The 25,586-nt window shown below is 74.9% G+C and carries 19 protein-coding genes and 1 pseudogene; 13 read left to right on the top strand and 7 right to left on the bottom strand.

The features are described from left to right. Nucleotides 1-33: 33 nt before the first annotated feature. The 5 genes from ACGF5G_RS14495 (at nt 34) to ACGF5G_RS14475 (ending at nt 4,097) form a co-directional block, all read left to right on the top strand. Nucleotides 34-210, top strand: coding sequence for a hypothetical protein (locus ACGF5G_RS14495; protein ID WP_350712112.1), 177 nt, complete (start codon nt 34-36; stop codon nt 208-210). A 37-nt stretch (nt 211-247) separates the two neighbouring features. Beyond that, nucleotides 248-1,012 carry a methyltransferase domain-containing protein gene (locus tag ACGF5G_RS14490; RefSeq protein ID WP_393262785.1) on the top strand — a complete coding sequence of 255 codons (765 nt, stop codon included), beginning with the start codon at nt 248-250 and terminating at the stop codon, nt 1,010-1,012. After that, entirely contained in the window at nt 964-2,160 is a 1,197-nt protein-coding gene (locus tag ACGF5G_RS14485) for an alkaline phosphatase family protein (protein WP_393263302.1), read from the top strand. The genes ACGF5G_RS14490 and ACGF5G_RS14485 overlap by 49 nt, the downstream gene beginning before the upstream one ends. Before the next feature lie 166 nt (nt 2,161-2,326). Next, a complete protein-coding gene (locus ACGF5G_RS14480) occupies nt 2,327-3,586 on the top strand; it encodes a DNA polymerase IV (protein ID WP_393262782.1) in 1,260 nt (419 codons plus the stop codon). Between the two features lie 115 nt (nt 3,587-3,701). After that, nucleotides 3,702-4,097 (top strand): DUF3040 domain-containing protein, encoded by a 396-nt coding sequence (locus tag ACGF5G_RS14475; RefSeq protein ID WP_350685819.1) that lies wholly within the window; start codon nt 3,702-3,704, stop codon nt 4,095-4,097. A gap of 413 nt (nt 4,098-4,510) precedes the next feature. Here ACGF5G_RS14475 and ACGF5G_RS14470 read toward each other — a convergent pair whose 3' ends face one another. Genes ACGF5G_RS14470 through ACGF5G_RS14460 form a run of 3 tightly spaced genes read right to left on the bottom strand, consistent with a single transcriptional unit; the run spans nt 4,511 to nt 9,351 of the window. Next, the gene (locus tag ACGF5G_RS14470; RefSeq protein ID WP_393262781.1) at nt 4,511-6,979 is read right to left on the bottom strand and encodes a transglutaminaseTgpA domain-containing protein; all 2,469 of its coding nucleotides are present in this window, start codon (nt 6,977-6,979) and stop codon (nt 4,511-4,513) included. 16 nt (nt 6,980-6,995) lie between these two features. Beyond that, nucleotides 6,996-8,294 carry a DUF58 domain-containing protein gene (locus ACGF5G_RS14465; RefSeq protein WP_393262778.1) on the bottom strand — a complete coding sequence of 433 codons (1,299 nt, stop codon included), beginning with the start codon at nt 8,292-8,294 and terminating at the stop codon, nt 6,996-6,998. 1 nt (nt 8,295) lies between these two features. Next, complete coding sequence (locus tag ACGF5G_RS14460; RefSeq protein WP_350712104.1) at nt 8,296-9,351, bottom strand: MoxR family ATPase; 1,056 nt, start codon at nt 9,349-9,351, stop codon at nt 8,296-8,298. 573 nt (nt 9,352-9,924) lie between these two features. Between ACGF5G_RS14460 and leuS the strand changes: the two genes are divergently transcribed. Beyond that, nucleotides 9,925-12,786, top strand: coding sequence for a leucine--tRNA ligase (leuS, locus tag ACGF5G_RS14455; protein WP_393262775.1), 2,862 nt, complete (start codon nt 9,925-9,927; stop codon nt 12,784-12,786). Between the two features lie 140 nt (nt 12,787-12,926). Here the strand turns inward: leuS and ACGF5G_RS14450 are convergent, their stop codons facing one another. The 4 genes from ACGF5G_RS14450 to ACGF5G_RS14435 are packed head-to-tail and all read right to left on the bottom strand — an operon-like array spanning nt 12,927 to nt 16,387. Continuing rightward, nucleotides 12,927-13,739 carry a phosphotransferase gene (locus tag ACGF5G_RS14450; RefSeq protein ID WP_393262772.1) on the bottom strand — a complete coding sequence of 271 codons (813 nt, stop codon included), beginning with the start codon at nt 13,737-13,739 and terminating at the stop codon, nt 12,927-12,929. Between the two features lie 8 nt (nt 13,740-13,747). After that, entirely contained in the window at nt 13,748-14,431 is a 684-nt protein-coding gene (locus ACGF5G_RS14445; protein ID WP_393262769.1) for a TVP38/TMEM64 family protein, read from the bottom strand. Next, a complete protein-coding gene (locus tag ACGF5G_RS14440; protein ID WP_393262766.1) occupies nt 14,428-15,150 on the bottom strand; it encodes a type 1 glutamine amidotransferase in 723 nt (240 codons plus the stop codon). Before ACGF5G_RS14440 ends, ACGF5G_RS14445 begins: the two co-directional genes overlap by 4 nt. Continuing rightward, on the bottom strand, nt 15,140-16,387 hold the full coding sequence (locus ACGF5G_RS14435) for a MurT ligase domain-containing protein (protein WP_350712137.1): 1,248 nt from the start codon (nt 16,385-16,387) through the stop codon (nt 15,140-15,142). Before ACGF5G_RS14435 ends, ACGF5G_RS14440 begins: the two co-directional genes overlap by 11 nt. Nucleotides 16,388-16,743: 356 nt before the next feature. Between ACGF5G_RS14435 and mraZ the strand changes: the two genes are divergently transcribed. From mraZ to mraY, 7 genes and pseudogenes are all read left to right on the top strand, one after another. After that, entirely contained in the window at nt 16,744-17,175 is a 432-nt protein-coding gene (gene mraZ / locus ACGF5G_RS14430; RefSeq protein ID WP_393262763.1) for a division/cell wall cluster transcriptional repressor MraZ, read from the top strand. 202 nt (nt 17,176-17,377) lie between these two features. Next, a pseudogene (gene rsmH / locus ACGF5G_RS14425) lies at nt 17,378-18,491 on the top strand (16S rRNA (cytosine(1402)-N(4))-methyltransferase RsmH). After that, complete coding sequence (locus ACGF5G_RS14420; protein ID WP_350712098.1) at nt 18,481-19,086, top strand: septum formation initiator family protein; 606 nt, start codon at nt 18,481-18,483, stop codon at nt 19,084-19,086. The pseudogene rsmH and the gene ACGF5G_RS14420 overlap by 11 nt, the downstream one beginning before the upstream one ends. A 5-nt stretch (nt 19,087-19,091) precedes the next feature. Beyond that, a complete protein-coding gene (locus ACGF5G_RS14415; protein ID WP_393262760.1) occupies nt 19,092-21,293 on the top strand; it encodes a peptidoglycan D,D-transpeptidase FtsI family protein in 2,202 nt (733 codons plus the stop codon). Between the two features lie 52 nt (nt 21,294-21,345). Further along, a complete protein-coding gene (locus ACGF5G_RS14410; protein WP_393262757.1) occupies nt 21,346-22,908 on the top strand; it encodes a UDP-N-acetylmuramoyl-L-alanyl-D-glutamate--2,6-diaminopimelate ligase in 1,563 nt (520 codons plus the stop codon). After that, on the top strand, nt 22,905-24,320 hold the full coding sequence (gene murF / locus ACGF5G_RS14405; RefSeq protein WP_393262754.1) for a UDP-N-acetylmuramoyl-tripeptide--D-alanyl-D-alanine ligase: 1,416 nt from the start codon (nt 22,905-22,907) through the stop codon (nt 24,318-24,320). The genes ACGF5G_RS14410 and murF overlap by 4 nt, the downstream gene beginning before the upstream one ends. After that, complete coding sequence (gene mraY, locus ACGF5G_RS14400) at nt 24,317-25,444, top strand: phospho-N-acetylmuramoyl-pentapeptide-transferase (RefSeq protein ID WP_393262752.1); 1,128 nt, start codon at nt 24,317-24,319, stop codon at nt 25,442-25,444. Before murF ends, mraY begins: the two co-directional genes overlap by 4 nt. The last annotated feature ends 142 nt before the right edge of the window (nt 25,445-25,586 follow it).

The raw sequence follows: 25,586 nt of genomic DNA, 5'->3' as shown, positions 1-25,586 counted from the left end.
AGCGGCCCGCGTGGCACGAGGGGGAATGAACCGATGACGGGGAATCACGGATACAGCGGCGGAGTGGCCAACTCCCGGCGGACCCGGCTCAACGCCGGCTGGACCCCGGCGCACCACACCGAACCGCGCGAGTACGAGATCACCGAGGGTCCGGTGGCCAACGCCCTGCGGTCGCGGGCCGAGGAGGACGGCGCCACCGGCGAGTCCTGACCGCCTCCCCGGGCGGTCCCCGTCGGGGCTGGACCGGGTGACTAGGCTCGACCGGGTGGAGCAGACCCCAGGCCGGCTCGCCGGGCCGCCGCTGACCCCCCGTACCGCCGTGATCTGGTCGGTGCTGCGCGCCGAGCTGGAGCGCCGTGGCGACACCGCGCTGACCGTGCTCGACGTCGGCGGCGGCACCGGCGGCTTCGCCGTCCCGCTCGCCCAGGCCGGGCACCGGGTGACCGTGGTCGACGCCAGTCCCGACGCGCTCGCCGCGCTGACCCGCCGGGCCGCCGAGGCCGGCGTCGCCGAGCGGGTCCGCGCCGTGCAGGGCGACGGCGACGCGCTCGCCGGGCTGGTCGAGCCGGGCAGCGCCGACCTGGTGCTCTGCCACGCCGTGCTGGAGGTGGTCGACGACCCGGCACCGGTGGTGGCCGCGCTGGCCGCCGCGCTGCGCCCGGGCGGCGCCGCGAGTGTGCTGGTCGCCGGCCGGGCCGCCGCGGTGCTCGGCCGGGCGATGAACGGGCACCTGGACGTCGCCGCCGCGCTGGCCGCCGATCCGGCCGGCACCGCGGGCGCCCGGGACACGCTGCGCCGGCGCTACGACGCCGAGACCGCCGCCGCGCTGCTCGGCGCCGCCGGGCTCGTGGTCGAGGAGATCCACGGCGTACGCGTGCTCGCCGACCTCCTCCCGGCCGCCGTCGCGGACGGTCAGCCGGCCGCGCTGGTGGAGCTGGAGCGGGCGCTCGCCGGGCGGCCCCCCTGGCGGGACCTCGCCGCACAGTTGCACCTGTTCGCCCGGCGCCCGTGACCGACCCGCTGGAGATCGTCGGGCCGCGCTACGGCGGCGGCAGCCTCGCCGACGTCCTGCCCAGCGCGCTCGCCGTACTCGGCGTGCCCGGCGCCACCGACCCGCTCGGGCTGGGCGCCGCGCTGGCCGGAGTGCGCCGGGTGGCGGTGCTGCTGGTGGACGGCCTCGGCTGGCACCAGATCCCGACCGCCGCGCCGTACGCGCCGGCCCTGGCCGGGCTCGCCGCGGCCGTGGGCCGGCCGCTGACCTCCGGCTTCCCGTCCACCACGCCGACCAGCCTGGTGACGCTGGGCACCGGCGCCGCGCCCGGCGCGCACGGCGTGCTCGGCTTCACCCTGCGGGTGCCGGGCACCGACCGGGTGCTCAACCACATCGAGTGGGCGGCCGACCCGGAGCCGCGGCGCTGGCAGCCCGTCCGCACCCAGCTCGAACGGGCCCGGGCGGCCGGCGTCGCGGTGACGGTGGTGAGCCGGCCGGAGTTCGGCGGCAGCGGGCTGACGGTGGCCGCCAACCGGGGCGGCGACTACCGCGGCGCGGCCGGCGTCGACGCGCTCGCCGCGCGGATGCTCACCGCCCTGGCCACCGGGCCGGGGCCCACCCTGGTCTCCGGCTACCACCCGGACCTGGACCGGCACGGCCACCTCACCGGCGTCGACTCGGCGCCCTGGCGGATCGCCGCGGCGGAGGTGGACCGGCTGGTCACCCGGCTCGTCGACGGGTTGCCGCCCGACGCCGCGCTGCTGGTCACCGCCGACCACGGCCAGCTCGACGTGCCGGCCGGGCACCGCGTCGACCTGGACACCGATCCCCGGCTGCGCGCCGGGGTGGCGGTGGTCGCCGGCGAGCCCCGGGTCCGCTACCTGCACGTCACGCCGGGGGCCCGGGACGACGTCGTGGCCGCCTGGACGGCGGTGCTCGGCCCCGCGGCCCGGGTCCGCACCCGCGAGGAGGTGGTGGCCTCCGGCTGGTTCGGGCCGGTGCCGGAGGAGCACCTGCTCCGCATCGGCGACGTGGTGGTCGTCTGCAACGCCACGTACGCGGTGACGGCCTCCCGGTCGGAGCCGCCGATGGTGTCGCGGCTGGTCGCGTACCACGGGGCGGACACCGCGGCCGAGATGACCATCCCGCTGCTGGTCGTACGCGGCTGACGGCCGGCCGCCCCGCGGAGTGGCCCGCCCGCCCGGCCCGGTCGGGCGCGGGCGGGCGATGCCGCCGTCGCCCGCCCCTGCCGGGCGAACCCCTCGACCGCCCGCACGAGGCGCACGCCGCCGGTCGTCCGGGCGGCATGTCGGGGGCGCCCGCTAACCTGCGGGGATGGGTCGCAGCCAGTCGTTGCCCCGGGGCGGCGATCCCCGGTTCGGGCCGGACGCCGACGACTCCGGCTGCCCGATCCTGCACGTCGACATGGACGCGTTCTTCGCCTCGGTCGAGGTCCGCCGCCGGCCGGAACTGCGCGGCCGGGCCGTCGTGGTCGGCGGGGTCGGCCCGCGCGGGGTGGTCAGCTCCGCCAGCTACGAGGCCCGGCGCTACGGCGTCCGCAGCGCCATGCCCACCGCGCGGGCCCGCGCGCTCTGCCCGCACGCGGTCTACCTCCCGCCGGACTTCGCGCAATACTCGGCGGCCTCCCGGGCGGTCATGCAGATCTTCCGGGACGTCACCCCGCTGGTGGAGCCGCTCTCACTCGACGAGGCGTTCCTCGACGTGGCCGGGGCCCGGCGGCTCTTCGGCTCCCCGGCCGCCATCGCCCGGCGGATCCGCGAGCGCGTCGCCGGGGAACAGGGGCTGACCTGTTCGGTCGGGGTCGCGCCGAGCAAGTTCGTGGCCAAGCTCGGCTCGACCCGCGCCAAGCCCGACGGGCTGCTCGTCGTCCCGGCCGTCCGGGTGCTCGACTTCCTGCACCCGCTGCCGGTGTCGGCGCTGTGGGGGGTGGGGGAGCGCTCCACCGAGACGCTGCGTCGGCTCGGCCTGGCCACCATCGGCGACCTCGCCGAGGCGCCGGTCGGCATGCTGCGCAAGGCGCTCGGCGAGGCGTCCGCGACCCACCTGCACGAGTTGGCCTGGGGGCGGGACCCGCGCCGGGTCAGCCCCGAGCAGGTCGAGAAGTCGATCGGCGCGGAGGTGACCTTCGACGCCGACGTGGCCGATCCCCTGGAGATCCGCCGGGCGCTGCTCGCCCTCGCCGAGAAGGTGGGCGCCCGGCTGCGCCGGGCCGGGCAGGTCGGGCGGACGGTGTCGCTGAAGGTCCGGCTGGCCGACTTCCGCACCGTCAACCGGTCGCGCACGTCGGGCGTGCCGACCGACGTCGCCCGGGAGATCTTCGACACGGTCTGGGCGCTCTACACCGCGCTCGACCCGGGCGAGCGCATCCGCCTGGTCGGCGTCCGCGTCGAGGGCCTCGCCCCGGCGCGGGAGACCCCGAGGCAGCTCGCCCTCGGCGCGCCCGAGCGCGGCTGGCGGGAGGCGGAAGCTGCCGCCGACGCCGCGGCTGCCCGTTTCGGGCGGTCCGTCATAGGTCCGGCCAGTCTGCTCCGGGCCCGGGACGGGCGACGAAATGAAAATCCACCCCGGCCGTAGGTCGTCCCGCTTTCCGACGCGCGAGGGCCCTCGTAGACTTGCGGGTAAGCAGCCGGTTGGCTGCCACGGTCTGTCGGCCCGACCGGGCCGACCCACGTGACCGGGGAGGAGTGCCGTGCCGCTCTCGGAGCACGAGCAGCGGCTGTTCGAGCAGATCGAGCGGTCGCTTGCCGAGGACCCCAAATTCGCCTCGGCCGTGCGCGCCAGCGATCCGCGTTTCCACGCGCGGCGTCGCCTGCTCGTCGCTGCCGGCGTGATCATCGCTGGGCTGGCCCTGTTGGTCTATGGCGCGGTGATCAAGACTCCGCCGCTGGCAGTGGCGGGTTTTGTCGTCATGCTGGCCTCGGCTGCGTTCGCGGTGCAGTCGCATCGTCGGGCGCAGTCACCTGACCTGCACGTCGTGGGAGGCACGACGAGTCGTCGCCGCCCCCGCGGTCGTACGGGTCGGCGGCCCTCGATCCTCGACCGGATGGAGGACCGGTGGCGGCAGCGCCCGGAGGGGCACCGCTGAGCCCGGCCCGCCGCTGAGGCGGGTCGCACCACCGCGACGACGAACCGCGTCGCCGGCACGCCCGGCGACCTGAGGCGTCTCCGTGCGCCCCTGGGCCCGCCCCGGGCACCCTCCGACGTTCCGCGCCTGCGCTCGCCCCGGCGGCCTCCGACATGTCGGGCGCCCACGGCCCGCCTCAGCGGCCTCTGACGCTTCGCGCACCCCGCCGGCTCGCCGTTCGCCGTGGTCAGTCGCCACAGCGAGACCGGCCGGCCCCTGACGCTCCGCGCCGTCAAGGCACCGTGGCCTTGGTGCCCGCGCTTCCCCGTCCTGCCCTCCGCCCGCCTGCCTCGGTGGCGGCAGCCCGCGCCGCGACGGGAACGGGCCGGGAACGGCGGCGTCGCCGCTCCCGGCCCGTTCGGTGGGCGTGCGCGTCAGCGGGCCATGCGGTCGGCCAGCAGGCGGCGCGGGCTCCAGCGCAGCAGTCGGGAGCGGGCGCGCGCGCCCGCCGCCAGCAGCCGGGACGACGCGTCGGCCGTGGCCAGTCGCCAGCGCAGCAGCACCGAGGGCGGCAGCACCGCCGCCACCAGGCGGGTACGCCGGTCGGCCCGCGCGGCGAGCGCGCCGCGGATGGTGCGCAGGGCCGGCGGGAGGTGCTCGCCGGTGAGCGGGTCGCGCGCGTAGCGGGCGCGCTCCTCGGCGCGGCCGAGCAGCCGTACCGCCGTGGTGGCCTCGGCGTCGGCGGCCAGCGCCTCCCGGGACAGCCGGTCGGCCGTGGCCCGCGGCGTCTCCGTCCGGTCCACCCGCACCCGGTAGTCCACCAGCGTGTCGAGCAGCTCGTCCCAGGCGGCGTGCGCGTCCGCCCGGGCCCGCTCGGCGTCCACCAGGAACACCATTCGCTGCCCGTCGGCGGGCGCGTCGCCGGCCTCCCTCGCCCGGACGGCGGTCGGGGCCGGCGTCGCCGGGCCGCTGCGCCGCCTCCGCAGGGCCAGCCGGCGCAGCGCCGGCAGGGCGAGCAGGGCCAGCAGGAGGAGCACCGCGCCGGCCGCGTACCAGGGCCAGACGGGGGCCTGCTCGGCCGGGGCCGCCGCGCCGACGGCCAGGCCGGAGTCGGGGTCCTCCTCGGGGCCCTCGGGGCCCCGCGGGCCCGCCGACGGGTCGGTCTCGCCGACGGGGGCCGACGGGCCCGGGGCCGGCGCGTCGTCCTCGGGGGCGTCGATGTCGGGGGCCCAGACCGACCGCGTCGAACCCGGCACGCCGATCGCGGGGGTCGCGTCGAACGGCACCCAGCCGACCCTGTCGAAGTAGACCTCCGTCCAGGCGTGCAGGTTCCGGTTGGTCAGCGTGTACGTGCCGCCGCTGGAGTTGCTGCCGTTGGTGAACCCGAACGCCACCCGGGCCGGGATCCCGGCGGCCCGGACCAGCCACGTCATCGCGGCGGCGTACTGCTGGCAGAAGCCGACCTTGTTGTTGAGGAAGTCGACGATCTCCTGCCCGCTGGTGCCGCCCTTGGTGCTGAACGAGTAGGTGAAGCCGTTGTCGGCGGAGAAGTAGTCGTAGATCCCGCGGACCTTGTCGTACTCGGTGTTCTTGCCCGCCACCAGGGTGCGGACCAGCTCCTCCACCTCGGGAATCGGCGGTGGCGCCGGGTGCGCGCGCCGCACCGGGTGGTCCGACGGCAGCGGTCGCGCCCGCTGCAGCGCCTCGGGGGTGTACGTCGAGCGCACGTAGTCGAACGCGTAGCGCTTGCCGCGGGAGTTGTCGCGGTTGGAGAAGACCACCTGCAGGTTCGGGTCGTACAACCAGTTGCCGTTCAGGTCCTCGGTGCGCACCGGCTCGGTGTAGACCGGCAGCAGCGGCATGGTGAGGTTCTTCGTGACCTCGACCGTGGCCCGGTACGTCCGCTGCTCGACGCCCTCGCCGGACGGTGTCGGCAGGTTCTCGACGGAGCGGCCCCGGGGGTTGCCCACGTCGAAGCCGCTCGACTTCAGCTCGTCGGCGACGCCGAAGCGCAGGTAGAACGGGCTGGGCTCGTTGGTGGTGACCTTGACCAGGTCGGCCACCTCGGACTGGTTGAGCTGCCCGCTCAGCGCCGCGAACAGGTCGATCCGGCCCGGGGCCCCGCCCTGCCCGGGGCGCCCGCTGCCGTTGCCGTCGCCGGAGCCGGAGGTCAGGGTGTCGAGCAGCCCACCGGTCATCCCCGGCACTGCCAGCGGCAGCGCCACGGCCAGCGCCACGCCGACCACCGCGAGTCGCCGGCCGGCGGCGGCCAGCGGCGAGGACTCCCAGACGTCGACGTCGCGGCCGTCGCCGGTGAACCGCCGGCCGAACCGGCGGACCCGGTCGACGTTGTCGGTCACCAGCAGCCAGAGGTAGCCGGCGGCGCCGACGACGAACGGCACCGGCGGGACGCTGTCGACGTAGACCGCGACGGGCACGGAGTAGATGGCCAGCATGGGCAGGCCGGCCAGCGCCGGCCGGCGCAGCCCGACGGCGAGCACGTCGACCACCACCGCCACGCCGCCGATCCCCAGCACGGTGATGAACAGCAGCGGGTCGGTGTCGGGCACCTCGACGCCGTAGGAGCGCATGTCCTCCAGCGACCCGCTGAACAGGTCGCCGAAATGCGCGAAGGTCGCCGGCGTGGGCAGGAAGGCGAGCAACTCGGTGCCGCCGGGGAAGAGCCAGGTCAGGGCCAGCGTCAGGCCGGCCAGCATGCCGAGCACCTGCCCCCAGAGCGGCATCCGTGCCAGCCGGGCGAGCGCGGCCACGGCCGCGACCACGGCCACCGCGATGGTGGCCTGGATCAGCCACGTCCAGCGTTCGAAGATGGCCGAGAGCGGCGCCGCGGCGAGCAGCGTCGCCGCGGCGGCCACGAAGCCCAGGTTCCGGTGGGCGATCATGAGGGGACCCTTCCGTTCATCGCACGCCGCCGGCCACCGTCTCGGCCATCGCCGCCCGCAGGGCGAAGCCCTGCGAACCGCGGGCCGCCTGCGGCCACAACGCCGGCAACCGGGCGCCGTGGTCGACCCCGATCACCCGCCAGCCGCTCCGCAGCAGGGCGAGCGCGGCGGCGCTGTGCGCGTGGTCGGCCTCGGCCCGCGCCTTGGCGGGCAGGTTGAGCCAGGTGGAGCTGTCGAGCAGGAAACCGACGCAGGTCGCGCCGTTGCCCCGCAGCCCGGCCAGCAGCTCGGCCTCGGCCGTGCCCAGCGAGCCGAACAGGCCGATGATCAGGCCGCCGTCCGCCCGCTGCCGGACCCGCTGCACCAGCGTGGAGAGCTCGACGTTCTTGTCGAGCCCGACCTCGGCGAGCTGGTCGAGGAGCAGCCCGTCGCCGGCGGCCTCGGAGGCGTCGACGTCGGCCCCCGAGCCGGTGACCAGGCGCAGCTTGTAGCCGGCCTGCCGCAGGTGCACCGCGATGCTCGCGGCGGCGGAGACCGCCCACTCGAAGGACGCCGTCGGCCCGTCGCCCCGGTGGCCGTACGCGCGGGTGTCCAGCACGACGGTCGCCCGGCTCTCCCACGGCTGCTCCTCCCGGCGCACCATCAGCTCGCCGGTGCGCGCGGTCGACTTCCAGTGCACCCGGCGCAGGTCGTCGCCAACCCGGTACTCCCGGGTGGCGGCGTCGTCCTCGCCGTGCACGGCGACCGAGCGGGCCCGGCTGTCGCCGCTGCCCGCGTACTCGCCGGGCAGGCGTACCGAGGGCAGCGGGGTGACCTGCGGGATGACGGTCAGGTGGTCCGTGCTCGGGAAGGCGCGGCTGAGCTCGCACAGCCCGAACGGGTCGGTCATCCGGACTACCAGCGGGCCCACCTCGTAGCGGCCGCGCACGTCGGCCCGCACCGTGTACGCCACCGAGCTGGCCTGGTGGGCGCCGAGCCGCTCCAGCACCACCCGCGGCCGGCTGCCCAGCGCGTAGGGCAGCCGGTCCTCCAGCAGCAGGGTGCCGGTGGGCAGCCGGGACAGGTTCTGCAACCGCAACACCACCCGGGAACTCGCCCCGACGGGCGTGCGGTGCGGGTCCAGCGACCGGTTGCAGGCCAGCTTGTAGCGGCTGCGCCCCACGTAGGCGGCGGCGAGCAGCGGCAGGACGGCCAGCAGGACGGCCACCCGGAGCAGGTCCTTCTCGCCGAGGATGCCGGCCGAGATCGCGGCCGCGACCGCGGCCGCCAGGAACGATCGGCCGCGGGTCGTCAGCCCTCGCAGCCCGTCTCGCACGTCACCGCCTCCGCGGCTCGTAGGGGGCTCGGCCGTTGCCCTCGCCCGTGGGTCGGGTGTCGTACGGGGAGCGCTTGCGGTCGTGCGGCAACGGCAGCCGGTGCACCAGCTCGGAGACGATCGCGTCGGTGGTGCGCCGGGCCAGCTGGGCGTCGGCGGTCGGGATGATCCGGTGCGCGAGCACCGGCACGGCCAGCGCCTGCAGGTCGTCGGGGAGGACGTAGTCCCGCCCCTCGAGGGCGGCGACCGCGCGGGCGGTGCGCAGCAGCTGGAGGGTGGCCCGCGGGGAGGCGCCGAGGCGCAGGTCGGGGGCCTCCCGGGTCGCGGTGACCAGGTCGATCGCGTACTGCTTGACGGCGTCGGCGACGTGCACCTGCCGGACGTGCGCGATGAGCTGCCGCACCGTGTTGGCGTCGGAGACCGGCCGCAGCTCGTCCAGCGGGTCGGTGGCGCCGTGCCCGTCGAGCATGGCCAGCTCCGCGTTGGGGTCGGGGTAGCCCATGGCGATGCGGGCGGTGAACCGGTCGCGCTGCGCCTCGGGGAGGGGGTAGGTGCCCTCCATCTCGATCGGGTTCTGGGTGGCGACGACCATGAACGGCGTCTGGAGCTGGTAGGTGACGCCGTCGACGGTGACCTGCCGCTCCTCCATGCATTCCAGGAGCGCGGACTGGGTCTTCGGCGAGGCGCGGTTGATCTCGTCGCCGACGACCAGGTTGGCGAAGACCGCGCCGGGACGGAACTCGAAGTCGTGCGTCTCCTGGTTGTAGACGCTGACGCCGGTGACGTCGCTGGGCAGCAGGTCCGGGGTGAACTGGATGCGGCGCACCGAGCAGTCGATCGAGCGGGCCATGGCCTTGGCGAGCTTCGTCTTGCCGACGCCCGGCACGTCCTCGATGAGCAGGTGCCCCTCGGCGAGCAGCACCGCCAGGGCGAGCCGCACGGTGGCGGTCTTGCCCTCGATGACCTGCTCGATGTTCGAGACGATGGCTTCGCTGGCGGCGCGGAACTCGTCGTGCGGCAACAGGCCGCCCACCTCGTCCCAGGTCTGTTGTGTCACGGGCCTCCTCCTCGTCGCCGGACGGCAGCTCTGTATAGAGCAGCTGGACCCGCCGTTGGGTTCGCGACGCCGAGCCTCGTCTGCCGCAGGAATCTCATTGGTCTCTCAGGCTAACCATGTTTGTCGCTGTCGCCGACCCCCGCAGGTGGACCGTCGGTTACGCCCCGAATATTCGCCGGGTCGGGGGATCCGCGCGTCGCTCGGGGTGCCGTCCATGATCACGAAGGGCGCGCCCGGGGGCGTTTCGGACGGGGCCCGCGTCCCGACCGGTGGTAGCGGGCGACGCGCGGGACCGGACGGCGGGTACACTCCCGGTCATGGCCGGATTCTTCCTGCTCCTTACCGGGCCGTGCTGATGCGCTGACGCGCGACAGCACGGCGGCCCCTCCTGCGCGAGGGGCTTTTTTGTGCCCTCCGCCGGGCGCCCCGGCGGTCGGCCCCGGCGCCGGCCCCGACGGCACGGCGCGCCGGGGGAGCAGACCCGATCCATACCGACATGACCGCGCCGAGCGAGGTCAGCATCCAGCCCGGCCGTGGCGTGGCCGGCGGCGACGAGCGAAGCGAGGAGACGCCATGAGTGAGGCAGCAGCGGTGGGCGACATTCCCCCGTTCCGGTACACCGCGGCCCTGGCCGAGGAGATCGAGCACCGCTGGCAGGACGTCTGGGCGCGGGAGGGCACCTTCCACGCCCCGAACCCGACCGGCCCGCTGGCCGACCCCGGCCACCCCCGGGCCGGGGCGGAGAAGCTGTACGTGCTGGACATGTTCCCGTACCCGTCGGGCGCCGGCCTGCACGTCGGGCACCCGCTGGGCTACATCGGCACCGACTGCTTCGCCCGCTACCAGCGGATGGCGGGGCGCAACGTGCTGCACGCGATGGGCTTCGACGCGTTCGGCCTGCCCGCCGAGCAGTACGCGGTGCAGACCGGCACCCACCCCCGGACCACCACCGTGGCCAACATCGAGCGCTACAAGGCGCAGCTGCGCCGGCTGGGCCTGGCCCACGACGAGCGCCGCTCGGTGGCCACCATCGACGTGGACTTCTACCGCTGGACCCAGTGGATCTTCCTGCAGGTCTTCAACTCCTGGTACGACACGGAGGCGAAGCGGGCGCGCCCGATCGCCGAGCTGATCGCCGAGTTCGAGGGCGGCAACCGGCCCACGCCCGACGGCCGGCCGTGGGCGGAACTGTCCGTCGCCGAGCGGCGGGCAGTCGTCGACGACCACCGGCTGGCGTACGTGTCGCAGGCGCCGGTCAACTGGTGCCCCGGGCTGGGCACCGTGCTGGCCAACGAGGAGGTCACCGCCGACGGCCGCTCCGAGCGGGGCAACTTCCCGGTCTTCAAGCGCAACCTGAAGCAGTGGATGATGCGGATCACCGCGTACGGCGACCGGCTGCTGGACGACCTGGACACGCTGGACTGGCCCGAGCCGATCAAGCTGATGCAGCGCAACTGGATCGGCCGCTCCACCGGCGCGCACATCGACTTCGCGGCCTCGACCCATGATTCCGGTTCTGCGGGCGAAGCCCGCATCAAGGTCTTCACCACCCGGCCGGACACGATCTTCGGCGCGACCTACATGGTGCTGGCGCCCGAGCACGGGCTGGTCGACGCGCTGGTGCCGGCCGCCTGGCCGGAGGGGACGAAGGACGCCTGGACCGGCGGGCACGCCAACCCGCGGGCGGCCGTGGAGGCGTACCGCAAGGCGGCCGCGGCCAAGACCGACGTCGAGCGGCAGGCCGACACGAAGGAGAAGACCGGCGTCTTCGTCGGGGCGTACGCCACCAACCCGGCGAACGGCGCGCAGATCCCGATCTTCATCGCGGACTACGTGCTGGCCGGCTACGGCACCGGGGCGATCATGGCGGTGCCCGCCCAGGACGAGCGGGACTGGGCGTTCGCCGAGGTCTTCGATCTGCCGATCGTGCGCACCGTGCAGCCGTCGGAGGGCTTCGACGGCAAGGCGTACACCGGGGACGGCCCGGTGGTCAACAGCGCCGCGCCCGACCGCGGCCTGGACCTGGACGGCCTGGGGGTCGCCGACGCCAAGGCTCGGATCATCGAGTGGCTGGAGGCCAACGGGCACGGCGCCGGCGCGGTGACCTACCGGCTGCGCGACTGGCTGTTCTCCCGGCAGCGCTACTGGGGCGAGCCGTTCCCGATCGTGTACGACGAGACCGGTGCCGCCATCGCGCTGCCGGAGGAGATGCTGCCGGTCGAGCTGCCCGAGGTGGACGACTTCTCGCCGCGCACCTTCGATCCGGAGGACGCCGACAGCGACCCGGAGACCCCGCTGTCGCGCCGGCGCGACTGGGTCGAGGTGGAGCTGGACCTGGGCGACGGTCCGAAGCGCTACACCCGCGAGACCAACGTGATGCCGCAGTGGGCCGGCTCCTGCTGGTACGAGCTGCGCTACCTGGACCCGACCAACTCGGAGCGGTTCGTCGACGCGGAGAACGAGCGGTACTGGATGGGGCCGCGCGGCGAGGGCGACTGCGGGGGCACCGACCTGTACGTCGGCGGCGCCGAGCACGCCGTGCTGCACCTGCTGTACGCCCGGTTCTGGCACAAGGTGCTGTACGACCTGGGGCACGTCTCGTCGTTCGAGCCGTTCCGCAAGCTGTTCAACCAGGGCTACATCCAGGCGTACGCGTACACCGACGCCCGGGGCGCCTACGTGCCGGCCGAGGACGTGACCGAGCGCGACGGCGGCTTCTACCTGGGCGACACGGCCGTCAAGCGCGAGTACGGCAAGATGGGCAAGTCCCTGAAGAACGTGGTCACCCCGGACGAGATGTGCGCCGCGTACGGCGCGGACACCTTCCGGGTCTACGAGATGTCGATGGGCCCGCTGGAGGTGTCCCGCCCGTGGGAGACCCGGGCGGTGGTCGGCTCGTACCGCTTCCTGCAGCGGGTCTGGCGGGCGGTCGTCGACGAGCAGACCGGCGCGCTGCGGGTCACCGACGCGCCCGCCGACGACGCGACCCGACGGCTGCTGCACAAGGTCGTCGACGGGGTCCGCGGCGACATGGAGGCGATCCGGTTCAACACCGCCATCGCCAAGCTGATCGAGCTGACCAACGGGCTGACCCGACTGGCGGAGACCCCGCGCGAGGTGGCCGAACCGCTGGTGCTGATGGTGGCGCCGTTCGCCCCGCACATCGCCGAGGAGCTGTGGCGTCGGCTGGGGCACGACACCTCCCTGACGTACGCGGACTTCCCGACCGCCGACCCGGCGCTGCTGGTGGCCGAGACGGTGACCTACCCGGTGCAGGTCAACGGCAAGGTGCGGGGCCGGGTCGAGGTCGCCGCCGACGCGGCCGAGGAGACCGTCCGCGCGGCGGCCCTGGAGGCGGTCGCGTCGTCCCTGGCCGGCCGGGAGCCCCGCAAGGTCATCGTGGTCAAGGGCCGCGCGGTCTCCGTCGTCGTCTGACTCGGTGCAAGGAAGGGCCCCCTCCTATCGCTTTTTGCATAGGAAGGGTCCCTTCCTTGCGCCCTGGCGTCCGGACAGGGCCTGCCCGGGTGGGACGGCGGGCGTGCTCCGGGGTGCGCGGCGTGCGGGCTCGGGGGCGGTCAGCGCAGTGCGGCCGTCACCGTTTCGCGGTGGTCGGCCAGCCAGTCGTGCCAGCCGCGTACGGCGTCGGCGGCGCCCGCCGCGCGGAGCCGGCGCATGGCCTCCTCGCCCCGGTCCGCGCCGGCCGCGATGCCGCGCCAGGTCCCGTCGAGCTGGTCGAGCATCACGTCCACGAGGTCGGCGCGGGGCAGCACGAGCGGCCGCGGGCCGGCCGCCTCGTAGGCGTCGCAGAGCAGCCGGGCGCGCCGGCCCAGCTCCGCCGGGTCGCCGCCCGGCCCCAGCTCCGCCCAGTGCCAGGCGGCGAAGGCCACGTCCTCGATCCGCCGGCCGGGACCGGCCAGGTCCCAGTCGAGCAGCGTCACCGGCAGCGGGCCGGCGGAAGAGTCGCGGTACACCGTGTTCTTCGGGGACAGGTCGCGGTGGCAGACCGTCTCGGCGTCCCCGGCGAGCGAACTGCCGGCGCACGCGTCGTGCAGCCGCCGGACCAGCGCCGCCAGCCTGGTCAACGCCGGGTCGGCGAAGTACGCCGGGTCCTCCCGGTCCCGCCACGGCACCCGACCGTCGACGTGGCTGAGCACCTGCCGGCCCCGCTCGTCCGTGCCGAGGTGGCGGGGCGCGACGTCCGCGCCCACCCGCTCCAGGTGCCGCAGCAGCGCGGCGACGAAGTCGGCGTTCTGCGGCGGGGTACGCCGGACGGTGTCGCCGACGCGGACGACCTCGGCGATGAAGCCCCCGGACAGCCGCTCCTCGCCCTGGTCCCCGCGCCGGTCGGGGCGGCCCGGGTCGGGGGAGGGGGAGGGTCGGCTCGACACGGCGGGCCTCAGCCCGGAGCGAGCCGGCGCTGCCGCTCGGCGCGCCACCAGCGACGGACCAGCACCGCGCTGGCGACCAGGCCGAGCGCGGCGGGCGCGGCGGCGAACCAGTTGACGTCGCCCGGGGAGGCGGCCGCCGCGCCCACCGCCGCGTACCCGAAGGCGGTGGGAACGGAGGCGATCACGCTGCCCGCCAGGAACGGCAGCACCCGGGCGCCGGTGGTGCCGTAGCCGTAGCTGACCAGGCCGAAGCCCGCGATCGGCAGCAGCCGTACGGTGACCACGCCGAGGACGCTCTGCCGGGCGAACCAGCCGTCCAGCCGGGCCAGCCGGCCCCGCACCCGTTCGGCGACGAACTCCCGCCCGAGCAGGCGGCCGACCGTGAAGCCCAGCGCCGCCGCCAGCAGCGCCGCGCCCAGCGCGTACGCGGCACCCTCCAGCGCGCCGAACATCGCCCCCGAGGCGAGCGTGATGAAGGTCCGGGGGACGAGCGCCACCAGCAGCAGCGCCCCGCCGACGACCGCCGCCACGGGGGCGAGGTCGCCCAGCCGGTCGGCCAGCCGGGGCAGCTCCCCGACCTCCGGCAGGGGAACGACGAGCAGCGCCGCCCCGAACGTGGCGAGCAGGATCAGCAGCAGCGCGAACCGGACGGCCGACCGCTGCCGCAGCAGCCGCCGGACGGCCGGGTTCATGCCCGGGCGGCGGCGGCCACCGCGGCGCGGCGCTCGGCGCGGAGCCGGTCCGACCAGGTGTCGTCGAGCGGCGGGAGTTGGTGCGCGCCGGTGGCCCAGCGCAGCAGCAGGTCCGCCAGGGCGGGGTTGCGGGCCAGGGCCGGGCCGTGCGAATACGTGCCGAGCAGCTTGCCCCGCCACGCCCCCTCGGTGGCGCCGTCGTTGCCGACCCCGGCGGTCACCCGGGCCAGCGGGGAGACCCCGGGGCCGAGGTGGGTGCGACCGCCGTGGTTCTCGAACCCGGTCAGCGCCGGCACGCCCAGCCGCGGGTCGACGTCGCCGGCCAGCTCCCCGACGGCCCGGGTCGGCCCGCGGTCCGAGGAGAAATCGAGCAGCTCCAGCCCGGCGCACCGGGTGCCCTTGGCGAAGAAGGACGTGCCGAGAAGCTGGTAGCCGGCGCAGACCCCGAACACGACCGAGCCCTGGGCGACGGCCCGGTGCAGGCCGCCGTCGGCGAGCAGCCGCTGCGCGCCGAGCGCCTGCGGGCCGTCCTCACCGCCGCCGATGAGGTAGATGTCGGCGGTGGCGGGGAGGCGCTGGTCGGAGCGGACCTCCAGCACCTCGACCGGGAACCCGCGCTGCCGCGCCCGGCGGGCGAGGATCAGGGCGTTGCCCCGGTCGCCGTAGGTGGAGAGCAGGTCGGGGTAGATCCAGACGATACGCAGGCTCTCAGTTGACACGGTCCAACTCCGCTCGGATGTCCTGGAACGCGGTGTAGTTCGCGATGACCTCCAGGCGGCCCGGAGGCACCGCCCGGACGGCGTCGTGGAACGTCCGCACGTGCTGGAACGGGACGTCGTTGACCTCCAGCCGGACCGCCAGGTCGTACGCGCGGTCGCCGGTGATCAGCACCTGCCGGCCGCGCAGCGGGGCGAAGTCGACGTCGAACAGCCAGGAGGTGTCGAGCCCGTCGGGGTCGCGGGCGTTGATGGAGAGCAGGGTTGGCGCCTCGTCGGCCATGTCGAACGCCTCCAGCCAGCTGGCCGGGTTCTTCGCCAGCAGCAGCCGGATGTTGCGCCCGTCCCGGTCGACCTGGGCGTAGCGGCCGGCGACGGAGGTGACGGTGCCGAGCTGGAGCACCGCGTCCACGGGCCGGACGCCGAACTCGGCGGCGACGGCCAGCGCGGTGGCGGCGTTGCCGAGGTTGACCTTGCCGGGGAGCTGGAGCTTGACCTTGTGCCAGGCACCGGTCGGGTCGAGCACGCCGTCGTCCTCCACCGTCCACTGCGGCTGGGGCCGGCGCAGCGGGCAGCCGCTGCACCACCACTGCTCGCCCGAGCGCTGGATGGTCGAGCCGCACTCGGGGCAGACCCACGAGTCGTCGTGCCAGCGCTGCCCGGCGCTGAACCAGGTGACCTGCGGCGGGGCGATGCGGTGGTCGTGGTTGGGCGGCGGCGTCGCGGCCCACACCACCATCGGGTCGTCGGCGTTGGCGACGATGCGGACGTCGGTGTGCCGGACCAGTGCGGCGCGCCAGAGCTGCGCCATCATGGCGACCTCCTTGGCCCGGTCGAGCTGGTCGCGGGAGAGGTTGAGCAGCGCCACCACGTGCGGCTCGGTGGCCTCCAGCACCTGGGCCAGGTAGTGCTCGTCGACCTCCAGCACGGCGTAGGGGGTGCTGCCGGCCTTGGCCAGCGCGGAGGTGTGCCCGGTCGGCATGTTGGCGCCGAAGGAGTTGGTGGCGACCCGGCCGAGCACCCCGACCGCCGCGGCGGTGAGCCGGGTGGTGGTCGTCTTGCCGTTGGTGCCGGAGACCAGGGCGATGGCGCGCCCGGCCGACAGGTGGGCCAGCAGGTCGGGATCGATCTTCAGGCCGATCCAGCCGCCGATCACCGAGCCGTCGCCGCGGCCCGCGGCCCGCGACAGCGCCGCGGCGGTCCGCGACACCGAGCTGGCCACCTTCGCCCGCAGGGGCATCTTCGCGTCCGTCACCCGAGCGAGGTTACCGGACCGGCGGGCCCACCAGATCGCCGCCGAGGGCGAACCGTTCGGCCGGGGCGGTCCGGCGGGGTGGCCGGACCACGCTCAGCCGGACGGAGTCGATCTATGTCGGAAAGCGGACCGGCTCCGGCGGGCCGTCCGGCCCTCCACTCCGCCCCACCCCCTCTGACGTGCGGTTTCGCGCGGCGGAAGGGCGCGCCACGCGGGCGTTTCTGGTTGCGGGTGGAGGGAAGTGGAGTAGAGTGGGGCGCGATGGTGAGGCCGGGAGGGCCCACCGGCCCGGGGGGTCAGCGGCGCCGCGAACGCCGCTCAAGGGCGAGGGGGTTGGGCCGATGTTTCTCGGCACCCACACCCCGCGCCTGGACGACAAAGGCCGGTTGATCCTTCCGGCGAAGTTCCGGGACGAGCTGGCGGGGGGTGTCGTGATCACCAAAGGGCAGGATCGCTGCCTCTACGTCTTCCCGATGCCCGAGTTCCAGCGGATCGCGGAGCAGTTGCGCGCGCAGCCGATGACGCACAAGGCGGCCCGGGCCTACAGCCGGGTCTTCTTCGCCAGCGCGCACGACGAGGTGCCCGACAAGCAGGGCCGGGTGACGATCCCGGCCCACCTGAGGTCGTACGCCGCCCTCGACCGGGATCTGGTCGTGATCGGCGCGAGCACCCGGGTGGAGATCTGGGACAAGGCCGCCTGGGAGAACTACCTCGCGGAGAGCGAAGACGACTTCGCCGACATCGAGGAGGGGGTGCTGCCCGGCGGTCTGTAGGGCGTGACGGCGCCCGACGTACTGCGAGATCTCCACCCGCTTTCGAGTTCCTGGCACCCCTTCCCCGGTGCCAGGCGCACGATCCGATGGGAGGGCCGCGGCCTCCGGCGGGCGGGAGCGGATGGGGATCTGGCGGTACGACGGCACGGCGTCGTCCGACGACAGGCACATGAAGGACGAGGTTCAACCAGTGGGGGTCGACATGGGGGAGCTACGCGGCACGCACGTGCCGGTGCTACTCGAGCGGTGTCTCGAGTTGCTGGCCCCCGCGCTGGGCCGGGGCGGGCGGACGGTCCATGTCGACGCGACGCTGGGCCTGGCCGGGCACGCCGAGGCGGTGCTGGAGGCGCATCCGGAGACGGTGCTCATCGGGCTGGACCGGGACACGGAGGCGCTCGCCCACGCGCGCGTCCGGCTGGCCCGCTTCGCCGACCGCGTCCACCTGGAGCACGCCGTCTACGACGAGCTGCCCGAGGTGCTCGACCGGCTCGGCTACCCGGGGATCGACGGGATCCTGTTCGACCTGGGGGTCTCGTCGCTGCAACTCGACGCGCCCGACCGCGGGTTCGCGTACGCGCAGGACGCCCCGCTGGACATGCGGATGGACCAGACCCGGGGGGTGACCGCCGAGGAGGTGGTCAACACCTACTCCCACCCGGACCTGGCCCGCGTGCTGCGGGTCTACGGCGAGGAGAAGTTCGCCGGCCGGATCGCCTCGGCGATCATCCGGGAGCGCGAGCGGGCCCGGATCACCTCGTCGGCGCGGCTGGCGGAGCTGGTGCGGGAGTCGATTCCGGCACCAGCCAGACGAACCGGGGGACACCCGGCAAAGAGAACGTTTCAGGCTTTACGGATCGAGGTAAACAAGGAGCTGGCAGCGCTGGAGACGGCGCTGCCGGCCGCGCTCGACAAGCTCAACGTGGGCGGCCGCATGGTGGTCCTGTCCTACCACTCGTTGGAGGACCGGCTGACCAAGGCGGCGCTCGCCGACCGGGTCCGCAGCAAGGGCCCGATCGACCTCCCGGTCGAACTGCCCGGGTCGGGTCCGACGTTCCGGCTGCTGAGCCGGGGCGCCGAACTACCCGGGGAGCGGGAGGTCGCCGCGAACCCGCGGGCCGCCTCGGTGCGCCTGCGGGCCGCGGAGCGGCTCGACCCGGACGCGGCGCAGCAGGGGCGTACCGACCGCGAACGGTACCGCCGGCGGGTCAAGGCGATGCACCAACCGGGGGCGGGGTCCACCGGGTCCGAGACGGATCCGAGGGATCCCGGGGGACGGGACAGGGACGGACGAAGAGGGGGAGGGACATGACGAATGACAAGCGCGACCGCCGGGACGTGACCGGCGGCGGGCAGCGCGCACCGCGGTCGGGGGGCCGGATCGCGGCGGAGCGGGCCACGCGCACCGGGACCGGCACGCCGAAGGCGGACCGGACGAGCCGGCTGGGGGAGACTCGTGCCCGGGGGGCGCGCGAGTTCCCGACGCAGGGCAGTGCCGCGCTGCGGCCGGCCGAGCGGGGTGGCGCCACCGCGGCGCGCCCGCCCCGGCTGCGGGTGGCGCCGCCGCCGCCGGTGAAGGTGCCGCGGGCGCCGTTCGCGGCGCTGGTGCTGGTGCTGGTGGTCGGCGGGGTGCTCGGCATCCTGCTGGTCAACACGAAGATCAACGAGAACGCCTTCCGGCTGGAGAAGCTCCAGGAGCAGCAGGCCAAGCTCGACCTGGAGCAGCAGCAGCTCAACAAGCAGATCGCCGACGCGGAGGCCCCGGGCAACCTGGAGGCCCAGGCCCGCCGGCTCGGCCTGGTGGAGGCGGGTGAGCCGGCCTACATCCGGCTGCCCGACGGCAAGGTGATCGGGGTGCCGCAGCCGGCCGACGGCCAGCCGTCGATCACCAGCCAGCAGGGCGCGGGAGGCTGACGACCGTGCCACCGAGATCGGAGGAACCGCGCCGGGACGCCACGGGCTCCCGGCGCGGTTCGTCCCGCGACGTCGGTGGCCGGGGCGCCGAGCGGCGTTCCGGCGAGCCGGGGGCCGGTGGCATCTCCGACGCCCGGGCGTACACCCCGCGGGGCCGCACCGTCCGGGAGCAGCGCGCCGGTGCCCGGGGCGAGCGCGACGACGCCGCCGGCCGCGCCGAGCAGCGCCGGACCCCGCGCAGCACCCGCTCCGCCGACCCGTTCCGCCCCGCCCTGCAGGTGCTCGACGGCGGGCGCGCGGGCGCCGGCCGGACCGGCCGCCGGGAGGCGGCGGGCCGCTCCGGCGTCGTCCGCACCGTCACCCCGCGCGGCCCGCGCCACGACGACGAGCCGCCGGCACCCCGCCGCCGCGAGCCGCGCCGGCCGGACCGCCCGGCCGCCCGGCGACCCTCGCGCAAGCCGCCGAAGCCGCCGCGGCTGGCCGATCCCCGCCGCCGGCTGCGGCTGGGCACCGTGCTGACCCTGGCGTTGTTCGCCGTCATCGGCATCCGGTTGGTCGTCCTCCAGGCCGTGGACACCCCGGCGTACGCGGGCGGCGGCGTGGCCGACCGGCTGAGCACCGTCACCCTGCCGGCGGCGCGGGGGGCGATCTACGACCGGGACGGCGCCCCGCTGGCGCACAGCGTCGAGGCGCGGTACGTCTACGCCGACCCGACCCGGGTCAAGGACATCCAGGGCACCGCGAAGGCGCTCTCCCCGCTGCTCGGCATCCCGGCCTCCGAGCTGGCCGAGAAGATGAAGCCGCGCAAGCGGATCAACGGCGCCGACTCCGAGTTCGAGTACCTGGCCCGGGGGGTGGACATCGACCGGGCCCGGCAGATCACCGCGCTGGAGCTGCCCGGCATCGGCACCCACCGCGACGAGCGGCGCGAGGTGCCCGGCGGCGACCTCGCCGCCAACCTGCTCGGCTTCACCAGCCAGGACATGGTCGGGCTGGAGGGGCTGGAGGCCCGCTACGACGACGTGCTGCGCGGCGAGGACGGCAAGCGGGTCTACGAGGTCGGCCTCGGCGACCTGGCCGCCCCTATCCCCGGCGGCTACAGCGAGACGACGAAGGCCAAGCCGGGCAGCTCCCTACAGCTCACCATCAACCGCGACCTCCAGTTCATGACGCAGCGGATACTGGCCCGGCACATGGCCAAGAGCAAGGGCAGCACCGGCGCGGCCGTGGTCCTCGAGATCCCCTCCGGCGAGGTGCTGGCCCAGGCCAGCCACCCCACCTACAACGCGGCGAAGCCCGAGGAGAGCGAGCCGACCGACCGGGAGGACGCGGCCACCAGCTTCGTGGTCGACCCCGGCTCGGTGCACAAGGCGGTCACCTTCGGCGCCGCCCTGCAGGAGCGGGAGATCACCCCCGACACGACGCTGCCGATCCCCAACGCGATCCGCAAGGGCGACACCTGGTTCGCCGACACCCACCCGGCCGGCGGCCGTCGGATGAGCCTGCCCGGCATGATGGCGTACTCCTCGAACGTCGGCACCATCCAGATCGCCGACAAGCTCGGCCCGGAACGCCTGATCGACTACCAGAAGCGGTTCGGTCTCGGCGAGCCGACCGGGGTCGGCATGCCCGGCGAGGCCAGCGGGCGACTGCTGCCGGCCGACGAGTGGAGCGGGTCGTCGGCCGGGTCCGTGCCGATCGGGCACAGCGTCGACGCCACGCCGCTGCAGATGGCCGCCGTCTACGCGACGATCGCCAACAACGGCACGTACGTCCAGCCGCGCCTGGTCAAGGCGGTCATCGGGCCGGACGGGAAGTCCACCCCGACCGAGCCCCCGGTCACCCGGTCGGTGCTCAGCCCGGAGAACGCCGCCGCCCTGCGGACCATCCTGGAGGCGGTGACCACCGTCGAGGACGGCACCGGCCGGGCCGCCGCGATCCCGGAGTGGCGGGTCGCCGGCAAGACCGGCACCGGCTGGCGGCTGGTCGACGGGCGCAAGCAGCCCGGCGAGGTGGCCTCGTTCATCGGCATGGCCCCGGCCGAGAACCCCCGCTACGTGATCGCGGTCTTCGCGCACACGCCCGCCGGCGGCGGCGGGGACATCGCCGCGCCGGCGTTCCGGGAGATGATGCAGTTCACGCTGCGTCACTACGGCGTGCCGCCGAGCGGGGAGAAGGCCCCGAAGTTCACGGTCTATCCGCGCTGAGCGGTCACGCCGGGACATCATCGGTGAGTGCGGACGAACCACCGGGGCGGCTGTGCGGCCGGAACCGGACGACCGGGTAGGGTCTGACGCCGTGCCCGGCAATCCTCGTCCCCGTACCGTGATCGGCACCCGGCTCGGCGACCTCGCCGCCCGGCTCGCCGTCGAGCCCCCGGAGGGGGCCGCCGAGCTGGTGGTGACCGGGGTGACCCACGCCAGCCAGGAGGTCCGCCCCGGCGACCTGTACGCCGCCCTGCCGGGTGCCCGCCGGCACGGCGCGGAGTTCGCCGCCGGCGCGGCGGCGGCCGGCGCGGTGGCGGTGCTGACCGACCCGGCGGGCGCCCCGGCCGCGGCCGAGGCGGGCCTGCCGGCGTTGGTGGTCGCCGATCCGCGCGCGGTGCTGGGCGCCCTCGCCTCGGCCGTCTACGGCGACCCGACCGAGGGGCTGACGGTGATCGGGGTGACCGGCACGGCCGGCAAGACGTCCACCGCCTACCTGGTCGAGTCGGGCCTGCGCGCCGCCGGCCACACCACCGGCCTGATCGGCACCGTGGAGACCCGCCTCGGCGACCTGGTCGTCGACAGCGTGCGCACGACGCCCGAGGCGACCGACCTGCACGCGATGCTGGCCGCCGCCCGCGAGCGCGGCGTCACCGCCGTGGTCATGGAGGTCTCCAGCCACGCCCTGGCGATGGGGCGGGTCGGGGGCGTCCGGTTCACCGTCGGCGGCTACACCAACTTCGGCTCCGACCACCTGGACTTCCACGCCGACTCGGCGGACTACTTCGCCGCGAAGGCGCAGCTGTTCGACGGGCGCTGCGCGGTGGAGGTGCTCAACCAGGACGACCCGGCGCTGAAGCCCCTGTACAAGCCGGCGACGGTGACCTACTCGGCGGCCGGCGACCCGACCGCCACCTGGTGGGCCGACGAGGTCGGCGGCGAGGGGTACGCGCAGCGCTTCACGGTGCACGGCCCGGACGGGCTGACCCTGCCGGCCGGGGTGGCGCTGCCGGGGCGGCACAACGTGGCCAACGCCCTGCTGGCCATCGCCGTCCTGGTCGCCGCCGGGGTGGACGCGAAGACCGCCGCCGCCGGCGTGGCCGCCTGCGGCGGGGTGCCCGGCCGGCTGGAGTTGGTGGCCGCCCCCGGGCCGGTGCGCGGCGTGGTCGACTACGCGCACAAGGCGGACGCGATCGTCGCCGCACTGGCCGCGCTGCGGGAGTTCGGCGCCGGCCGGCTGATCTGCGTCATCGGCGCCGGCGGCGACCGCGACCGGGGCAAGCGGCCGGTGATGGGCGCCGCCGCGGCGGAGGGAGCGGACGTGGTGCTGGTGACCGACGACAACCCGCGCACGGAGCACCCGGCGGCCATCCGGGCCGAGGTGCTCGACGGCGCCCGCCGGGCCGGCACGGCCGCCCGGGTCGAGGAGGTGCCCGACCGCCGGGCCGCCATCGACGCGGCGGTCCGGCTGGCCGAGCCGGGCGACGTCATCGCGGTGCTCGGCAAGGGCCACGAACGCGGGCAGGAGATCGGCGGCGAGGTGCACCCGTTCGACGACCGCACCGAGCTGGCCGACGCGTTGCGCGCCCGGTTCGCCGACCCGGCGGGTCAGCGGTGATCGCGCTCAGCCTGGCCGAGGTCGCCTCGGCGGTCGACGGGCGGCTCGTCGCCGCCGACCCGGACGCCACGGTCACCGGCCCGGTCGAGTTCGACTCCCGCAAGGTGCGCCAGGGCGCGCTCTTCGTGGCCTTTCCCGGCGAGAAGGTGGACGGGCACGACTACGCCGCCGCCGCGGTGGAGGCCGGCGCGGTCGCGGTGCTCGGCACCCGCGAGGTGCCCGGCGTGCCGATGGTGCTGGTCGACGACGCGCTGGCGGCGATGGGCCGGCTGGCCCGCGCGGTGGTCGACCGGCTGCCGGGGCTCACCGTGATCGGGCTGACCGGGTCCTCCGGCAAGACCACCACCAAGGACCTGATCGCCCAGCTCGCCGCGCGGCTCGGCCCGACGGTCGCCCCACCCGGCTCGTTCAACAACGAGCTGGGGCATCCGTACACGGCGCTGCAGGCCGGGCCGGAGACCCGCTACCTGGTGATGGAGAAGGGCGCCCGCGGGGTGGGGCACGTGCGCTACCTGTGCGACGTGGTGCCGCCGCGGATCTCCGTGGTGCTCAACGTCGGGGTGGCGCACATCGGCGAGTTCGGCTCGGTGGAGACGATCGCGCTGGCCAAGGGGGAGCTGGTCGAGGCGCTGCCCGCCGAGGGCCTGGCCGTGCTGAACGCCGACGACCCGCTGGTCGACGCGATGGCCTCGCGTACGGTCGCCCGGGTGATCCGTTACGGCGAGGCGGCGCATGCCGACGTGCGGGCCGAGGACGTGACGCTGGACGACCGGGGCCGCGCCGCGTACACCCTGGTCACCCCGGAGGGGACCGCGCCGGTGCGGCTCGGGCTGACCGGCCGGCACCAGGTCTCCAACACCCTCGCCGCCGCGGCGGTGGCCCGCGAGTTGGGCATGCCGCTGGCCGAGACGGCGATCGCGCTGGGCGCGCTGGGGTTGGTCTCGACCCGTCGGATGGACGTCTTCGAACGCGCCGACGGGGTGACCGTGATCGACGACTCGTACAACGCCAACCCCGCCTCCATGGCGGTCGCGCTGCGCGCGCTGGCCGGCATCGGGCGGGAGCGGCGCACCGTCGCGGTGCTCGGCTACATGGCCGAACTCGGGCCGTTCGAACGCGACGGGCACGCCGAGGTCGGCCGGCTCGCGGCCGAGCTGGGCGTCGACCGGCTGCTCGTGGTGGGCGAGCCGGCCGCGCCGATCCACGAAGGCGCGACATCGGTAGGTGACTGGGGAGGAGAGTCGGTGCTGCTCACCGATCAGGCGGCGGCCGTCGAGGTGCTGCGGAGCGAGTTACGGCAGGGCGACGTCGTGCTGGTGAAGGGCTCCCGGTACCGCACGTGGGAGGTGGCCGACGCGCTGCGCGCCGACGCCGCGGGCGACGGGAAGGCGACGGGGGGCGGCGCCGCATGAGGGCGGTCATCGTCGCCGTCGGGGTGGCCTTCCTGATCTCGCTCTTCTGCACCCCGATCGCGATCAAGGTGTTCGCCCGGTTGAAGGCCGGCCAGCCGATCCGATCAAACCTCGGGCTCGCCAGCAACGAGGGCAAGAAGGGCACGCCGACGATGGGCGGCGTGGTGTTCATCCTCGCCACGGTCATCGCGTACGTGGCCGGCCACCTGGCCCTGACCACCCTGCCGGACGCGCAGATCGCCCAGGTCGAGCCGACGATCACCGCACTGGTGCTGCTGGGGCTGATGGTCTTCTCCGGCGCCGTCGGCTTCATCGACGACTTCCTCAAGGTGCGTAAGCGGCACAGCGGCGGGCTCAACAAGCGCGGCAAGCTGCTCGGCCAGATCCTGGTCGGCGCGGTCTTCGGGGTCGTGGCCCTCTACTTCCCGAGCACCATGACCGACGCCTCGGGCGCGGTGACCAACACCGAGACCGTGGGCAGCACGACGCTGAGCTTCATCCGGGACATCCCGGCGCTGGACGTCTCCAAGATCGGCGCGGTGGTCATCTTCATCTTCGTGGTGATGGCCGCGACCAACGGCGTCAACCTCACGGACGGCCTCGACGGCCTGGCCACCGGCGCCTCGGTGATGGTCCTCGCGGCGTACGCGCTGATCGCGTTCTGGCAGTACCGGCACTGGTGCGCCGACCCGAACTACACCCAGGACTACTGCTACACGGTCCGGGACCCGCTGGAGATCGCGCTGATCGCCGGCGCGGCGGCCGGCGCCTGCGTCGGCTTCCTCTGGTGGAACACCTCGCCGGCACGGATCTTCATGGGCGACACCGGGGCCCTGGGCCTCGGCGGCCTGATCGCCGGCATGGCGATGTCCACCCGGACGATCCTGCTGCTGCCGATCATCGGCGGCCTCTTCGTGATCATCACGATGTCCGTGGTGATCCAGATCATCTCGTTCCGTACCACCGGCAAGCGGGTGTTCCGGATGTCGCCGCTGCAGCACCACTTCGAGCTCGCCGGCTGGAGCGAGGTCAACATCGTGGTCCGGTTCTGGATCATCGCCGGCATCGGCGTGGCCATCGCGCTCGGGCTCTTCTACAGCGAGTTCCTCGCCAACATGACCTGAGCCGACCGGTCGGTCCCGCCGCGGGGCCCGGGCGCGCGTCGCCCGGGCCCCGCGCCGCGCCCGGCCTGGGGAGGGCGCACGCCGCCGCGCGCAAGCCCGACACGCCGACCGGCCGGTTGCGCCGGTGGCGACCCCGGGAAAC

The sequence above is a fragment of the Micromonospora sp. NPDC047730 genome, assembly GCF_043204765.1.
Lineage (GTDB): Bacteria > Actinomycetota > Actinomycetes > Mycobacteriales > Micromonosporaceae > Micromonospora.
This window is presented reverse-complemented; position numbering and strand designations above follow the sequence as displayed.

Coding starts and splice junctions, on each gene's coding strand:
- ACGF5G_RS14495 (WP_350712112.1), top strand. CDS start 34: ATGACGGGGAATCACGGATACAGCGGCGGAGTGGCCAACTCCCGGCGG.
- ACGF5G_RS14480 (WP_393262782.1), top strand. CDS start 2,327: ATGGGTCGCAGCCAGTCGTTGCCCCGGGGCGGCGATCCCCGGTTCGGG.
- ACGF5G_RS14470 (WP_393262781.1), bottom strand. CDS start 6,979: ATGATCGCCCACCGGAACCTGGGCTTCGTGGCCGCCGCGGCGACGCTG.
- leuS (WP_393262775.1), top strand. CDS start 9,925: ATGAGTGAGGCAGCAGCGGTGGGCGACATTCCCCCGTTCCGGTACACC.
- ACGF5G_RS14445 (WP_393262769.1), bottom strand. CDS start 14,431: ATGAACCCGGCCGTCCGGCGGCTGCTGCGGCAGCGGTCGGCCGTCCGG.
- ACGF5G_RS14435 (WP_350712137.1), bottom strand. CDS start 16,387: ATGCCCCTGCGGGCGAAGGTGGCCAGCTCGGTGTCGCGGACCGCCGCG.
- mraZ (WP_393262763.1), top strand. CDS start 16,744: ATGTTTCTCGGCACCCACACCCCGCGCCTGGACGACAAAGGCCGGTTG.
- ACGF5G_RS14420 (WP_350712098.1), top strand. CDS start 18,481: ATGACGAATGACAAGCGCGACCGCCGGGACGTGACCGGCGGCGGGCAG.
- mraY (WP_393262752.1), top strand. CDS start 24,317: ATGAGGGCGGTCATCGTCGCCGTCGGGGTGGCCTTCCTGATCTCGCTC.